Origin of the sequence: Streptomyces sp. NPDC051664, from assembly GCF_044453545.1 — a bacterium.
Lineage (GTDB): Bacteria > Actinomycetota > Actinomycetes > Streptomycetales > Streptomycetaceae > Streptomyces.
On the sequence record NZ_JBITCU010000019.1, the window covers coordinates 85,595 to 99,250 of the forward strand.

Consider the following 13,656-nt stretch of genomic DNA (forward strand, 5'->3'; position numbering starts at 1 on the left):
GCATGATCATGCGATGACTTGGACAGCACCTGAAGCGAAGCGCACCCCTGGCTCCTTGGTCGCCGGCGAGCGGGAGATGCTCACGGGTTATCTCGGCTGGTTCCGCAGCACACTGCTGCAGAAGTGCGCCGGCCTGACCGGTGAACAGCTCGCCGAAAGGACCGTTCCGCCGTCCAACCTCACCCTTCTCGGGCTGCTCCGCCATATGGCGAAGGTCGAACGCACCTGGTTCCGGGAGCGATTCGCCGGACAGCCGCTGGACCCGATGTACGACCCGGCCCGGGGCAAGGACGCGGACTTCGAGGACCTGGACCCGGCCCGTGCGGCCGACGACTATGCGCGCCTGGTCGAGGAGTGCCGACTCGCGGACGCCGTCGTCGCCGATGCGTCGCTCGACGACACCTTCACACATGGCGGCGAGGTCTTCTCACTGCGCCTGGTGCATGTCCACATGATCGGGGAGTACGCGCGTCACATCGGCCACGCCGACCTGGTGCGCGAACGCCTCGACGGGGTGACGGGGGGCTGAGCGGCGACCCCGTCGCTGCTCCCGCTTCCCGCACACGCCGGGGACCGTGGCCGCGCCCGACGGGTGGCCGGCTGCCGGTCGGCACCTATCGTTCGCCGTTTCTCTCGAGCAGTCGCTCCACACGGTCGAACCTCTCGTGCAGCGCCCGAAGCTCGGCGTCGAACACATCCTCACCGTGCCGGGCATAGCGGCGAACCGCCCTGCCCACTTCCTGGGCATCCTGCTCGGCCCGGCCGACGAACCATGTGGCGATGGACGCGGTGACCATGCCGAAGGTGGTGATGCCGGCCAGCATCATCACCGAGGCGATCACCCGCCCCCATGCGGTCACGGGGTACAGATCCCCGTACCCGACCGTCGTCGCGGTCTCGATGGACCACCAGACGGCTTTGGGGAACGAGGTGATGTTCGCCCCGGGCGCGCCCTCCTCGGCGGGAACGACCAATGCCGCCCCGGCCAGCAGGACCGCGGTCGTGGCCGCCGACACCGACAGGGCGGCCCGGGCATGAAAGGTGCGCCACCACCGGTTGGTCAGTAGGCGACCGAGCAGAAGCGCGAAGAACGATTGCTGCACGGGCAGAACCCCCCGGGCTCCAGGCAGAGAGAAGAGTGAGGGCGACGCTACCGTCGAACGGTCCTGGTGAGCGGCCTGACACACGCCGGTCCCGGCCAGGAAACCGCGTCCCGGCTCCTCGTTACGGCACCGGCGTGACCGGACCCGTTCCGAGCCTTTCTCGCCTGCTGCGGCACAGAGCGCCGCCACCCGCTGCCGGCAGTGCCGCCGCTGTTCCCGGTGGCTGCCGGGATGACCCACGCTCCGCGTGGGCTCCCTCCGCCGCCTTGCAGCTGCACGCACCACGGTGACATCAGCCGCCCCGCGGCGGGCCGCTCCCTGATCCAGCCCGATCCGAACGAAAGACCCTGGGCGCGCCCGCCGTATGCCCAGCTGCCCCGGCCTACCGCGCGGCGACCGGCCGGTAGGTGCACACCTGCACGCCCGTCCCGCTGGTGACCGTGGAAACCAGTTGCAGCGTGCGTTGCGCACCGTCGTCGGGGAAGATCGTCTTGCCGCCACCGAGGATCACCGGCATGATCATGAGCCGAAGCTCGTCGACCAGGTCCTCGCGCAGGAGGGTGCGCACGAGTGTGGGGCTCCCCATGACCAACAGGTCGCCTCCGTCGGTCTCGTGCAGCTCCCGGATGCGGGCGACCGCTTCGTCGCCGGAGATACGCGTGGTGTTGACCCACGCCAGTTTGTCGTCGCCCAGCGTCGCTGACACGACGTACTTCGGGATGGCGTTCATCCGGTCGGCGAACGGGTCACCGGCTCGCTCGGGCCATGCCGCTGCCATCGTCTGCCAGGTGCGGCGACCGAACAGCAGCGCCTCGGCCTTGGTCAATGCGTCGTCGAAGGCACCGCCCACCACCTCCGGATCGAAGAACGGGTGCGACCAGCCGCCATGGGCGAAGCCGCCGTCCGTGTCCTCGTCGGGTCCGCCCGGCGCCTGCACGATGCCGTCCAAGCTCATGAACTCACTGATCACGATGCGCATGGGCTCGCTCCTTTTCGCTGTTCGGGTGTGCAGCAATGGAGACTGCCGCGCCGCGCGAAAATCATCGCGCGTGTGTGGCATCGGCGAGTGACGACTCCACGAACACGTGGGCACTGCCCGTGTCGGCACACCGGTGGGCCGTTGTGAGCGAGCGGTGGCAGGAGCGTTCGGATCTCGCCGGCCGCATCAGTCCAGCAGCAGCTCAGGATCGTAGAGATCGAGCCAGACAGCCAGATCCAGGGTGCGCTCCAGCCCGCGCCGCGACGCCTGGGTGATCTGCGGGAGTTCACGGTGCGCGGCCCGCTTCAGCCGGTCCCGGTCCACGAGTTCGAAGACCCGGTGGGAGGGTGCGGCCAACAGATCCTTGGCCTGCTCCTGCAGGGCGATCGCGTACTTCGGATCCTGTGTCGACGGATACGGGCTCTTCACCCGGTCGTACACCGACTGGGGGAGTACATCGCGGGTGGCCTCCCGCAGCAGGCTCTTCTCCCGTCCGTCGAACGACTTCAGCGACCATGGCGTGTTGTACACGTACTCGACGAGCCGGTGGTCGCAATAAGGCACTCGGACCTCCAGACCGACGGCCATGCTCGTCCGGTCCTTGCGGTCCAGGAGTACCCGCACGAAGCGGGTCAGGTGCAGATGACAGATCCGCCGCATCCGGTACTCGAAGTCGGACTCGCCGTCCAGGCGGCGGATCCCGGCTGTGGCGACCGCGTAACTGTGGCGGATGTACCCGGGCAGGTCGAGCGCGTCCGTCAGGTCGGGGCGCAGGACATCGGCGTCGTCCCCGAAGTGCTCCGCGAACTTCACCAGCCACGGGAAGGTGTCGGCGGCGCGGGCCTCCTCGTCGAAGAACTGGAGGTAGCCGCCGAACACCTCGTCGGCGGACTCGCCGGAGAGGGCCACCGTGGAATGCTCGCGAATCGCCTTGAACAGCAGGTACAACGAAGCGTCCATGTCGCCGAAGCCCATCGGCAGGTCACGGGCCCGGATCACCCGCGCTCGCACGTCGGGATCGGCGAGCGCCTGGGAGTCGAGCACGATGTCGAGATGCTCGGTACCGGCCGCCCGGGCCACGTCGTGCACGTACGGGGTGTCGGGCGTGGCGCGAAGCTCGTCCGCGACGAAGTTGTCGGCTTGCCCCACGAAGTCCACGGCGAAGCTGCGTACCGTCTCGCCGCGTTCCGCGAGATGCCGGGCGGCGATGGCGGTCATGGCGGACGAATCCAGACCGCCCGACAGGAGTGTGCAGCGCGGTACGTCGGAGACCAGCTGGCGGCGCACGATGTCGTCGAGCAGCTCGCGCACGGTGGCGATCGAGGTGGCCTGGTCGGCGGTGTGGGGCCGCGTCTCCAGGGTCCAGTAGGTGTGCCGGTGCAGCCCGTCGCGGTCGACGGTGACGACCGTGCCGGGCTCGACCTCGTGCATCCCGTCCCACACGGCGTGCCCCGGGGTCTTCACGAAGGCGAACAGCTCACGCAGCCCGTCCAGGGTGACCGCGCGCCGCGCCAGAGGGTTGGCGAGGATCGCCTTCGGCTCGGAGCCGAACAGCACTCCGTCCGCCGTGGGGGCGTAGTAGAAGGGCTTGATGCCCATGCGGTCGCGGATCATCACCAGTTTCTGTGTGCGGGCGTCCCACACGGCGAAGGCGTACATCCCGTTGAGCCGCTCGGCCACCGCGTCCCCCCACTCCAGGTAGCCGTGGAGCACGACCTCGGTGTCGGAGTCGGTCGTGAACCGGTGTCCGAGACCGGCCAGTTCGACTCTGAGCTCGGGGTAGTTGTACGCCTCGCCGGAGTACACCATCGCCACGTCGCCCTGCGGGGTCCGGGCCGTCATCGGCTGACGGCCGCCCGGCAGGTCGATGATGGCGAGCCTGCGGTGCCCCAGGCCGGCCGGCCCGTCGAAGAACGTGCCGCTGTCGTCGGGGCCCCGGCACGCCATCGTCGCAGTCATCGCGTCCAGTACGGCGGACTCGGACCGCAGATCGCGGTCGAAGGAGATCCAGCCGGTGATACCGCACATAGATGCCTCCTGCTTATGGCTCGACCTCGCGAGGCATCGCCGCGGATCTTCGCGCGCCTCTTTCGCGACAATCGAACAACATGTATCTCGCACTTATATGACGAGCGTGTGCCTCCCCGTTGCAATCGTCAACGCGACGACACCCCGATGGCTCCGGGAGCCCCGCCGTTCGGGTCTGTCGGGCCTACGGCGAGCGGATCAATCGATTCCGAGTATCTGTGCTGCGCAGGGATTGCGTACGACCGGGTCGAGGCCCGCACGCGCCCGTTCGGCCACCGGCAAGGTCTTGATCAGCCTTGATACCGACCGTGCTCTGCCCGGAGCACCTGCTGAAGTTCGCCGGTGTGCTGCTCCACCAGATCCGGACGCTGGTGATACGCCGCCGGAGTGTTCTGGAACAGGGCCACGCGCCATGATCCGGAACCGTACTCGGCAACCAGGGTCTGCACCGCATTCACCGCGGGATTCGGCTCGGACTGTCCCGGCGGCACCATCCCCGCTATGGCGCACAGCATGGCCACGTTGCCGCCCAGTGGCCGCACCTCCCGCACCTTCCACACATATGCCGCGGTCGGATGGTCGGCGAAGATCGGTGCGAGATGACGCTCCACCTCCGAGCCGCGCACCTGGCTTCCGTCGAACCCGATCATCGCGGCATCAGGGGTGAACAGCGCCGCATAGGCGTGAGCGTCGCGGCGGTTCCAGGCGCGGAGCAGCTCTTCGTAGAGATCCCGCACCGCAGGTGTTACGGACTCCTCATCGGGGCTCTCGTTCATGGCGCCGATCCTGCCACGGTCCGTGTCGCCGCGGGCCGCGACCAGGCGTCACCATCGCGGTGCGTCATGCCCTGCCCAAGGGTGCCGCGCTCCGCCTCAGCAGCAGCTCGCTGATCCGGCGCACCGTCGGCGAAGGGTGTTCGATTGGTGGCCGACCGAGCTTGAGTCTCCAGCCGGGGGAGACAAGAAGGTGGGGGCATGGACGGCGACACGCTCTACTCGATCGGCGACCTGGCCCGGCGCACCGGGCTGACGGTCAAGACCATTCGGTTCTACTCCGACCGCGGGATCGTGGCGCCGACAGGCCGCAGCCCGGCCGGCTACCGCCTGTACGACATCGACGCCGTTGCGCGCCTGGACTTCGTGCGGACTCTTCGCGCTCTGGGGCTGGACCTGCCCACGATCCGCAAGGTCGTGGACCGGGAACTGCCGCTGCCCGAGGTTGCCGCAGCGCACGCCGAAGCACTGGCGGTGCAGATCCGCACCTTGCGCCTTCGGCGCGCGGTGTTGACGGCGGTGGCCAGGCGCGGGCCCACCCCTGAGGAGATGGATCTCATGCACAGACTCGCCAAGCTCTCCGAAAAGGAACGCGGAGACCTGATCACCGAATTCCTCGACGACGTCTTCGCCCACCGGCAGGCCGACCCCGCATTCACGGCGGTGATCCGCACGATGACGCCCGAGCTGCCGGACGACTCCGAGTCGGAGCAGGTCGAGGCGTGGGTGGAGCTCGCCGAGCTCTCCCAGGATCCGGACTTCCGCGCCGCTGTGCGGCGGATGGCGGACGATCTGGCGGCCGAGCGCGCCCAGGGCGACACCGGGGTGGTGCGCCGCGACTTTGCCGCAGTCGTCCGTGACCAGGTCGGCCCTGCCCTGTCAGCGGGCGTCGCCCCCGCCTCGCCCGAGGCCGACCCTGTCGTCGCCGCGCTCACGGCTCATTACGCGTACGTCTCCGGTCACCGTGATGACAGCGATCTCCGACGCCGGCTCCTGACCCGGCTGGAGACTGTGAACGACCCGCGCAGGGAGCAGTACTTTCAGCTCCTCGCCGTGATCAACGGCTGGCCGGTCCCGCACAGTCTGACCATGGTGTTCGACTGGTCCATCCAGGCATTGCGCGCCCGGATACAGCGCGCCCGGCCGTGATCGCATCGCCGGTGAAGCGGTCCCGGGCGGCCGACGGCACCACGCGGCCCCGGCGGTCGGCATGTTCGCAGGGGCGATCCGGGTAAGGGCTGTGAGGAACAGCGCCGGACCGCATCGCCGTTTCATCCGGATCGGCGATGTGGTCGATGGCCCCGGACTCGCCTTCGATCCAGCGGCAGACCGACCACACCCACGGACAGCGGTCGGCCGGCCGCCCCATCGAGGTGCCGGACACCGAGTGGGTGGTTGAGGTACAGTTTTTGAGTCCTGTTGTCTCCGATAGAGGTGGACGTTGCGCATCTGAGGTTCGCGATCATCGCGCGGTACGGCATCGCCCGTACGCCCGTCACGCTGCTGCCGGCTTTCTTGCCGCCCGTGACCCCGCGTGGATGCGACCTCGGTGCATGAGCCGTCCCTCACCTTTCGGAGGGCGGCCACACCCCCTTTTCTTCCCGGTTCGGTCGCCGCGTGGTGCTCGCATACGAAGCCCCCTGTCCCTGCGCTTGTGACTGCGAGAATCATCATGACCAACCCCATTGCGCCCAGCACCTCCGTGACCTGCTCCGCCCTGTCCTTCCGGTGGCCGGACGGCACGACCGTCTTCGACGGGCTCTCCCTCACCATCGGCCGGGGCCGCACCGGCCTCGCGGGCGCCAACGGCACCGGCAAGTCCACTCTGCTGCGACTGCTGGCCGGCCAACTGCGTCCCTCGCAGGGATCGGTGACCGTCGGCGGCAGCCTCGCCTACCTGCCGCAGAACATCACCCTCGACACGACGCTCCGCGTCGACCAGGCCCTGGGCATCGCCGGGCGGCGCGCGGCGCTGCGCGCAATCGAGGCCGGAGACGTGAGCGTCGAGCACTTCGAGACGATCGGCGACGACTGGGACGTCGAGGAGCGGGCCCAGGCAACACTCGGCTCGCTCGGACTCGGCGACATCGAACTGGACCGCACGGTAGGCCAGATGTCCGGCGGGGAGACCGTTCTGCTGCGCCTGGCCGCGCTGCTGCTGGAGCGTCCCGACGTACTCCTGCTCGACGAACCGACCAACAACCTTGACCTGTTCGCACGCCGTCGGCTCTACGAAGCCGTCGACTCCTGGCGCTCGGGTGTACTGGTCGTCGTCAGCCATGACCGTGAGCTGCTGGAGCGGGTGGACCGCATCGCCGAACTGCGCTCCGGATCAGTGAGTTGGTACGGGGGCGGCTGGTCCGCCTACGAGGCGGCGGTGGCCACTCAGCAGGAGGCGGCCGGCCGGATGCTGCGGGTCGCCGAGGGGGATGTCCGCCGGCAGAAGCGCGAACTGGAGGAGGCCCGGATCAAGGCGGCGCGACGCCAGCGGCACAGCAAGAAGATGGATGCCGAGCGGCGGGCCCCGAGAATCGTCGCCGGTGAGCGCAAGCGGTCCGCGCAGGAGTCGGCGGACAAGCTCCGCGGTCTGCAGGAGGACCGTCTTCACGAGGCGCGCGAGCGGCGCGAGGAGGCTGCGGACGCGGTCCACGACGACGCCGAGATCAGGGTGAGCCTGCCCCATACCGCCGTGCCCGCCGGCCGCACCGTCCTGAGTCTGCAGGACCTGGGCCTCCGGTTCGGCAAGCTGCGCGGAGGCAATCTCCAGGTGCACGGGCCCGAACGCATCGCGCTGGTCGGGCGCAACGGAGCCGGAAAGACCTCTCTGCTGCGCACCCTCACCGGGGAGCTCGCACCGCTGTCCGGTGAGGCCAGGACCTTTGTGCCGCTGCGGTTCCTGCCGCAGCGCCTGGATGTGCTGGACGAGGAGCTGAGTGTCGCAGCGAACGTGGCACGCCTGGCTCCCGGCATCACCGACAACCACATCCGCTCCCAGCTCGCGCGGTTCCTGTTCAAGGGGGCACGCGCCGAACAGCCGGCGGGCACCCTGTCGGGCGGCGAACGCTTCCGGGCCGCCCTCGCGGCGTCCATGCTCGCCGCACCGGCCCCGCAGTTGCTCATGCTGGACGAGCCAACCAACAACCTCGACATGGCCAGCGTGCGACAGCTCACGAGCGCGCTCGACTCCTACCGGGGCGCGCTCCTGATCGCCGGCCACGACCTGACCTTCCTCGAATCGGCGGGCATCACCCGCTGGTTGCTCCTCGGTGAGGAAATCCAGGAGACGAGCGCCGAAGAGGTCCGCGACCTGCTCGAAGCGCCGGAGGCCGGTTGAGCGCCGCCGCGGGGCGGATGAGCCCGGAGCTCACTGGTCCGGCGCCTGCGTGGCCTCGGCGGAGGCAGCCGTGTCGGTGTCGGTACGCGCGGGCGGCGGCGGGGGCGCGGCCAGGTGCGCGAGCATCTGAAGCCGTTCCCCCGTGGGGGAGCCGGGCTCGGCGTGGTAGGTGATGAGCATCTGACCGGGGGCGCCGGGAAGCGCGAGTTTCTCGTAGTGGAGATCGAGAGGACCGACCTGAGGGTGGAGCAGGCGGGTGACTCCGCTCGTCTTCTGCCGTACGTCCTGGCGGGCCCAGAGCGTACGGAAGCGCTCGCTGCGCAGGCTGAGTTCGCCGATCAGCTGGACGAGCTCGGGGTCGTCGACGGCGGCTGCGCTGACCGACCGCAAATAGGCGACGGCCTTGGCGGTCATCTTGTCCCAGTCCCGGTAGAACTCGCGCAGCTCCGGCTCGAGGAATGCGGCTCGCATTGTGTTGATCCCCGGCGCGAAGAGGGGGTTGAGCGCGATGGCCATCGGGTTCGCGGCCAGCGTGGTCATGTAGCGGCCATGGACGAGGGCGGGCGTGATGGGCCAGCCGTCGATCAGGTTCTGGATGCTCGCGCTCACCCTCTCCGGGCGGGCGGTCCTGCGCGTGGCCGTCCGGGGCGAGTGGGCGAGCGCGTGCATGTAGACGCGGGCGTCGGTTTCGAGCCGCAAGGCGCAGGCGATGCTGTCGAGGACCTGGTCGGAGGGGTGCCGGTCGCGGCCCTGTTCCAGACGCAGGTAGTACTCGGCGCTGATACCGGCGAGCAGGGCGACCTCCTCCCGGCGCAGACCGGGCACCCGTCGGCGCTCTCCGGCGGGCAGTCCGACATCCCCGGGGCGCACCTGTTCGCGGCGGGCTCGCAAGTAGTCACCCAGCTTGCTTGCTGTTGCCATGAATCCCAGGGTAGGTCCCGTCGGCCGCCGGATCCTGTCCCTGTCGGTACCAGGGACAGCGGGGCCTGGCAGGTCTGGCGGGCCGAATCTAGCGTGAACAGGAAGCAGCCGCAGGCACCCGGAGTCCGGCTGCGGCACACAACGCCACGCGAACAGAAATGAGCACGTCGCACCATGGCCGACCTCCTGCGTACGCCTTTCGGATTCTCCTCCACCGCCGACGACGTGATCGCCGGGATCGACCTCACAGGACGGCGTGCGTTGGTCACCGGCGCGACATCCGGAATCGGGGTCGAGACCGCGCGCACCCTGGCCGCAGCGGGCGCCGAAGTGGTCCTCGGAGTCCGGCGCCGAGAAGCCGGTGACCGCATCGCCGCACAGATCACCGAACGGACGGGTAACCCCCTGGTGAGCGCCCGTGCACTCGACCTCGGCGATCTGCGGTCGGTGGCCGCCTTCGTCGCGTCCTGGGACGGCCCGCTGCACATCCTGATCAACAACGCCGGGATCATGGCGCTGCCCGAGCTGGAACTGACCCCGGAAGGGCACGAACTCCAGTTCGCCACGAACTACCTCGGTCACTTCGCCCTGACCAGTGGCCTGCACGACGCACTCGCCGCGGCTTCCGGCGCCCGGATCGTCTCGGTCAGCTCGAGCGCGCACCAGTTCTCGCCGGTGATCTTCGACGACCTGGACTTCCGGTACCGCCCCTACGACCGGTGGGCGGCCTACGCCCAGTCCAAGACCGCCGATGTGCTGCTCGCGGTGGAAGCCGACCGTCGGTGGTCGCACGACGGCATTCTCGCCAACGCCCTCAATCCCGGGGCGATCGCCACCGGGCTGCAGAAGCACACCGGCGGCCTGCAGACCCCCGTCGACAAGCAGAAGACGCCCGCGCAGGGGGCCGCCACCTCCGTGCTGCTCGCCGCATCGCCCCTGGTCGAGGGTGTCGGCGGGCGCTACTTCGAGGACTGCGACGAAGCCCCGGTCCTGCGTGGCAAGCCCGTCATGTTCGGCGGCGGAGTCGCCCCGTGGGCGCTCGACGTCCACAACGCGGAGCGGCTGTGGGACACCTCGACCGAACTCGTCGCACGCGCCACGATCGTGCGCTGAGACCCTGACGGTCTCCTTGCGGATCGCTCTCACCGGCCCCACCGCGTCGACAGCGAGGCCGGTCGCCGGTCATCGCACGGTCACGTCGCAACCATTTTCGGATGGCTGCGACGTGACCGTGCGAGCTGCATCAGAGTCAGAGGGTGGGGAGACCTGTCTCGGAATGCGGGGCTCCGATGTGCGGCTTTGCCGTCTCCGTGGCCCGTACGCGGGTCGAATCGATGACCACCGGTGAAGGATCGGCGGACCCTGGTCGGCTGTTGCGTCCGACTTCGCCCGATGAATTCTCCCCGCGGACCTCGGTCCGGGGCCGGACCGGGAGCGGCGGACGGTGCACGTTGGTTGTCGGAACCTCGGAGTAGGGCGGCACCTGCTGCGCCGCGCCCCCGCTCTTCAACACGTAGATGAGCGCGGCGATGACGGCGTCCTCATCGACGGTCGGTGTCCGGGAGACCTGCGGGCGCGTTCTCACCGACGGCAGCAACGGCCGTGCGATCTCTCGCAATCCGCCCGGAACACTCCATCCACGTCGCCCGATTTCCTTGATCCGCTCCAGGGCGTACGCGTGGTCCGTGTGTCCGTCTCCGACCGGAAGCGCCAGGGCATCCCTGCGCTCCTGGATGCGCTCGAACTGGCAGATGATGTCTGCTACTTGGGACGGGTCTTTCAAGGATCCGGTGGCGAGCTGTTCCTTTGCCTCCAGAAGTTCGCGGTACATCGCCCCGTATGTGCTGCACAGCTTGATGGATTCGTCCCCGCGATCGCTCAGGCCGATGGCATGAGGGGCGACGATCGTCAACGCGGCGACACCCGACAGCACCGAGATGAGCACCTGAGCAGTGAGGTGCGAGGACTCTCCGATGACGGGCCAGGCCAGGAGCCCTGTGATAAGGCTGAGTGCTGCGGCGGTGGAGGTGTACAGACGGACCTTCTGCACCAGCCGAGCCGCTTCCCTCGGCATTCTGTTCGCCCAGTAGCCGGCACTTTCGATGCTTTCCTCAAGCCGCTGCGACATTGCTGCGTCAGCCGGGTTCTTCGACCCTCTGAAAATCTTGGACAGGAGTTTCATGACACCTCTCACGATCGGAGGGCGGTGGGTGAACAGTGACATCCCCGGCTCGTGGTTCCAGACATCAACGCACATACAGTCGGTTTAATAACCTGGGTGGAGTAGTAGGGGGTGTTTCGGCTGCTCCGTCGGTGGTCGAGCCGCTCGTCATCCGAATCCGTGACCGCGCTCGCAGACCGCGGTAGCTGCCGGGGATGGTTGCCCCACCGGGTCGTGTCCGGTCGCTAGGTGCTCCGGCGGGCCGCGTGCGCATTTCGTCACGCGTTCGGCGGTTCCTTTGCACGCGGGCCGTCATGTATGGGTTCGGGTTCGAGTCCGCCGTCCGCGACACACTTATGCCCAGTTGACGCTCGAAATGGCATAGAGGGTGTATAGGAGACACCGGGCCCGGGCCGCACATGTATGTGGCCCCCCGGAGGAGGCAACCGCCGAGAAGCTCCCCATGGGGAAACCCCGGCCCGATTCCGACGGGCCGGGGTTTCCGTGTTGTGCGGGTGGAGCTGTTACCACTCGCCGCGGTGTTCCCTGACCACTCGGAAGCTGCCCACGACGCCGTTGCGGACCTTCACGCCGCCGTGGATCTGGCGGGTGAAGACGCCGTTGCTGGTGCTCCAGGGGCCGACCGTGGCGACAGGGGAGCCGTTGTCGCAGGTCGCCCCACGGAAGACCTCGACGGTGTGACGGCTGTCGTTACGGACGTTGAAGCTCCGCGAGCCCAGCCCGCTGACCACAGTGATGCAGCCGTCCGGGCGGCCGGAGTACGTCCGCTCGTTGAAGTGGATCCTTCCCTCGTAGTAGTGGCCACCGCCGCCGCCGCCGTAGCCGCCGCCGCCGTAGCCGCCCTCGTTGCCCTTGCCTTCGTTCCCCTTCGCCGTTCCAGTGGTTCCACCGTCACCGCCGAAGGGGGCCGCGGCAGGAGCCTGGATGGACGGGGCCGCCTGGGTGGAGCCGGCGGCCGATGCGTAGGTGATACCAGTTGTAGCGAGAACCGCGGCGCCAACTACAGCGGCGGTCACTGCGACGGTACGCGTGGTCATGTCACTTCTTTCTTCTCAGAGACGTCGACTGGGGTGCCGACCTGTGAATGAAAGTACGGATAGTCGGTTTATCTGCCAAATCCGACATGCCGGAAATATGAATACTGTCACTCAATCGGCAGCATGCCGCTGGTCCCGGCGCGGCGCAGGCGCACACCCGCACCGTCCTGAACAACCGTCATCGGCGTCCACATCCCGCCCTCTTGACCGCTGCTGCGGCCTGTCGCACATCTCCTGCCGCACCATCACAACGACACCTGGCGACAGGACCGGCCCGGTGGTTGAACTCGTAGTTGCAGGTACGGGTGCAGCGGGCGGGAGTCCGGGCGAGCGAGTTGAGTCCGCATCCGCCGATGCCGACCTCCTCCTGGCGCTGTCCGGCGTGGTATTCCATGCGAACCTCCAACAGAATGATCAATGGAGTGATTGGATCCCACCCGGTGTCAGGTCACTTACGTTGCGGGGGTACTGGGATGGCGCGCGGAGATGCCCTACGAAGCACGTGACAACGTGTGGGATGTGATCGAGTTGCTCTTGCACCCGCCGAGAGGTCACCGGCTCGATACGCTTCGGCCCCACCGCGCCCGTCGGCACCTTCACCCTCGGACGGCCGCACCGTCGTCGTCACCGTCCATCAGGAGCAGCCCATGACCACCGAGCAGGAAGCCCGCGACGCCATCCTTCACGCGTTCGGCGACACGGCACACGTCGAGGTGGAGACCTTCCCCGGCGGAAACCTGTCCATCACCATCACCAAGGGCAAGCACGCGGCAACCATCGACGGACACCCCGAAAGTGGGTGGGGCTGGACCGTGGACCCGGGCGAGGACGACGGTTTCAGCGGTCACGAGAACGTTGCGACCACCCTCGACGAGGCGCTCGCCGACGTGCGCGCCGCACTCGTCTGACCCGGCGGGCCAGAGGCCACGGCCCCGCCTCGTCGTTCGTCTCATCGAGGCAGCGTGACTCGGCAGCAGGCCGGGGCCGAGGTCAGACGCGCGGGCCCCGTCGATTCACGCAGTACGAGATGGGTGGTGAACTCCACGTGCAGAGTGTCCACGGTGTGGCGCTCCAGCAGCCGCATCAACAGTGAGACGGCCATCCGGCGCGTCTCCTCCAGGGGCTGACGAACCGTCGTCAGTCGAGGCACAGTGCTGCGGCCCGGATCGGTGTCGTCGAACCCGGTGATCGACAGATCGTCCGGCACCCGCAGATTTCGTTCGTACGCGGCCCGCAGGGCTTCGACCGCCGTCCTGTCGTTGTACGCGATCAGCGCAGTACGCTCGGGCGTGGGAGGTC

The 13,656-nt window shown here is 68.4% G+C and carries 13 protein-coding genes; 5 read left to right on the plus strand and 8 right to left on the minus strand.

Annotated features, from left to right (window positions below; all coding sequences use genetic code 11):
- The first annotated feature begins 13 nt into the window (after nucleotides 1-13).
- Nucleotides 14-529 carry a DinB family protein gene (locus tag ACIA8E_RS28705; RefSeq protein WP_399302196.1) on the plus strand — a complete coding sequence of 172 codons (516 nt, stop codon included), beginning with the start codon at nucleotides 14-16 and terminating at the stop codon, nucleotides 527-529.
- An 85-nt stretch (nucleotides 530-614) separates the two neighbouring features.
- On the opposite strand, the gene ACIA8E_RS28710 is transcribed toward ACIA8E_RS28705, so the two are convergent.
- From ACIA8E_RS28710 to ACIA8E_RS28725, 4 genes are all read right to left on the minus strand, one after another.
- On the minus strand, nucleotides 615-1,103 hold the full coding sequence (locus ACIA8E_RS28710) for a potassium channel family protein (protein WP_399302197.1): 489 nt from the start codon (nucleotides 1,101-1,103) through the stop codon (nucleotides 615-617).
- Nucleotides 1,104-1,485: 382 nt separating this feature from the next.
- Nucleotides 1,486-2,082 carry a dihydrofolate reductase family protein gene (locus ACIA8E_RS28715; RefSeq protein WP_399302198.1) on the minus strand — a complete coding sequence of 199 codons (597 nt, stop codon included), beginning with the start codon at nucleotides 2,080-2,082 and terminating at the stop codon, nucleotides 1,486-1,488.
- A 186-nt stretch (nucleotides 2,083-2,268) separates the two neighbouring features.
- Complete coding sequence (gene asnB / locus ACIA8E_RS28720) at nucleotides 2,269-4,110, minus strand: asparagine synthase (glutamine-hydrolyzing) (protein WP_399302199.1); 1,842 nt, start codon at nucleotides 4,108-4,110, stop codon at nucleotides 2,269-2,271.
- 290 nt (nucleotides 4,111-4,400) lie between these two features.
- Nucleotides 4,401-4,886 (minus strand): SgcJ/EcaC family oxidoreductase, encoded by a 486-nt coding sequence (locus ACIA8E_RS28725; RefSeq protein WP_399302200.1) that lies wholly within the window; start codon nucleotides 4,884-4,886, stop codon nucleotides 4,401-4,403.
- A gap of 198 nt (nucleotides 4,887-5,084) precedes the next feature.
- Here ACIA8E_RS28725 and ACIA8E_RS28730 point away from each other — a divergent pair, with 198 nt between their 5' ends.
- Together ACIA8E_RS28730 and ACIA8E_RS28735 are read left to right on the plus strand one after the other, a co-directional pair.
- Nucleotides 5,085-6,032, plus strand: coding sequence for a MerR family transcriptional regulator (locus tag ACIA8E_RS28730; protein WP_399302201.1), 948 nt, complete (start codon nucleotides 5,085-5,087; stop codon nucleotides 6,030-6,032).
- Nucleotides 6,033-6,555: 523 nt separating this feature from the next.
- The gene (locus ACIA8E_RS28735; RefSeq protein ID WP_399302202.1) at nucleotides 6,556-8,217 is read left to right on the plus strand and encodes an ABC-F family ATP-binding cassette domain-containing protein; all 1,662 of its coding nucleotides are present in this window, start codon (nucleotides 6,556-6,558) and stop codon (nucleotides 8,215-8,217) included.
- 30 nt (nucleotides 8,218-8,247) lie between these two features.
- On the opposite strand, the gene ACIA8E_RS28740 is transcribed toward ACIA8E_RS28735, so the two are convergent.
- The gene (locus ACIA8E_RS28740) at nucleotides 8,248-9,138 is read right to left on the minus strand and encodes a helix-turn-helix domain-containing protein (protein ID WP_399302203.1); all 891 of its coding nucleotides are present in this window, start codon (nucleotides 9,136-9,138) and stop codon (nucleotides 8,248-8,250) included.
- A gap of 174 nt (nucleotides 9,139-9,312) precedes the next feature.
- On the opposite strand from ACIA8E_RS28740, the gene ACIA8E_RS28745 reads away from it, so the two are divergent.
- Nucleotides 9,313-10,251: an SDR family NAD(P)-dependent oxidoreductase gene (locus ACIA8E_RS28745; RefSeq protein ID WP_399302204.1), complete on the plus strand. Its 939-nt coding sequence runs from the start codon at nucleotides 9,313-9,315 to the stop codon at nucleotides 10,249-10,251.
- A gap of 136 nt (nucleotides 10,252-10,387) precedes the next feature.
- Here the strand turns inward: ACIA8E_RS28745 and ACIA8E_RS28750 are convergent, their stop codons facing one another.
- Nucleotides 10,388-11,188 carry a hypothetical protein gene (locus ACIA8E_RS28750; RefSeq protein ID WP_399302205.1) on the minus strand — a complete coding sequence of 267 codons (801 nt, stop codon included), beginning with the start codon at nucleotides 11,186-11,188 and terminating at the stop codon, nucleotides 10,388-10,390.
- Nucleotides 11,189-11,823: 635 nt separating this feature from the next.
- Nucleotides 11,824-12,357 carry a hypothetical protein gene (locus tag ACIA8E_RS28755; RefSeq protein ID WP_399302206.1) on the minus strand — a complete coding sequence of 178 codons (534 nt, stop codon included), beginning with the start codon at nucleotides 12,355-12,357 and terminating at the stop codon, nucleotides 11,824-11,826.
- 647 nt (nucleotides 12,358-13,004) lie between these two features.
- On the opposite strand from ACIA8E_RS28755, the gene ACIA8E_RS28760 reads away from it, so the two are divergent.
- The gene (locus ACIA8E_RS28760) at nucleotides 13,005-13,265 is read left to right on the plus strand and encodes a hypothetical protein (protein WP_389038165.1); all 261 of its coding nucleotides are present in this window, start codon (nucleotides 13,005-13,007) and stop codon (nucleotides 13,263-13,265) included.
- Between the two features lie 41 nt (nucleotides 13,266-13,306).
- Here the strand turns inward: ACIA8E_RS28760 and ACIA8E_RS28765 are convergent, their stop codons facing one another.
- Entirely contained in the window at nucleotides 13,307-13,630 is a 324-nt protein-coding gene (locus tag ACIA8E_RS28765; protein ID WP_399302231.1) for a substrate-binding domain-containing protein, read from the minus strand.
- Nucleotides 13,631-13,656 lie beyond the last annotated feature (26 nt).

Coding starts and splice junctions, on each gene's coding strand:
- ACIA8E_RS28705 (WP_399302196.1), top strand. CDS start 14: ATGACTTGGACAGCACCTGAAGCGAAGCGCACCCCTGGCTCCTTGGTC.
- ACIA8E_RS28715 (WP_399302198.1), bottom strand. CDS start 2,082: ATGCGCATCGTGATCAGTGAGTTCATGAGCTTGGACGGCATCGTGCAG.
- asnB (WP_399302199.1), bottom strand. CDS start 4,110: ATGTGCGGTATCACCGGCTGGATCTCCTTCGACCGCGATCTGCGGTCC.
- ACIA8E_RS28725 (WP_399302200.1), bottom strand. CDS start 4,886: ATGAACGAGAGCCCCGATGAGGAGTCCGTAACACCTGCGGTGCGGGAT.
- ACIA8E_RS28730 (WP_399302201.1), top strand. CDS start 5,085: ATGGACGGCGACACGCTCTACTCGATCGGCGACCTGGCCCGGCGCACC.
- ACIA8E_RS28735 (WP_399302202.1), top strand. CDS start 6,556: ATGACCAACCCCATTGCGCCCAGCACCTCCGTGACCTGCTCCGCCCTG.
- ACIA8E_RS28740 (WP_399302203.1), bottom strand. CDS start 9,138: ATGGCAACAGCAAGCAAGCTGGGTGACTACTTGCGAGCCCGCCGCGAA.
- ACIA8E_RS28745 (WP_399302204.1), top strand. CDS start 9,313: ATGGCCGACCTCCTGCGTACGCCTTTCGGATTCTCCTCCACCGCCGAC.
- ACIA8E_RS28755 (WP_399302206.1), bottom strand. CDS start 12,357: ATGACCACGCGTACCGTCGCAGTGACCGCCGCTGTAGTTGGCGCCGCG.
- ACIA8E_RS28760 (WP_389038165.1), top strand. CDS start 13,005: ATGACCACCGAGCAGGAAGCCCGCGACGCCATCCTTCACGCGTTCGGC.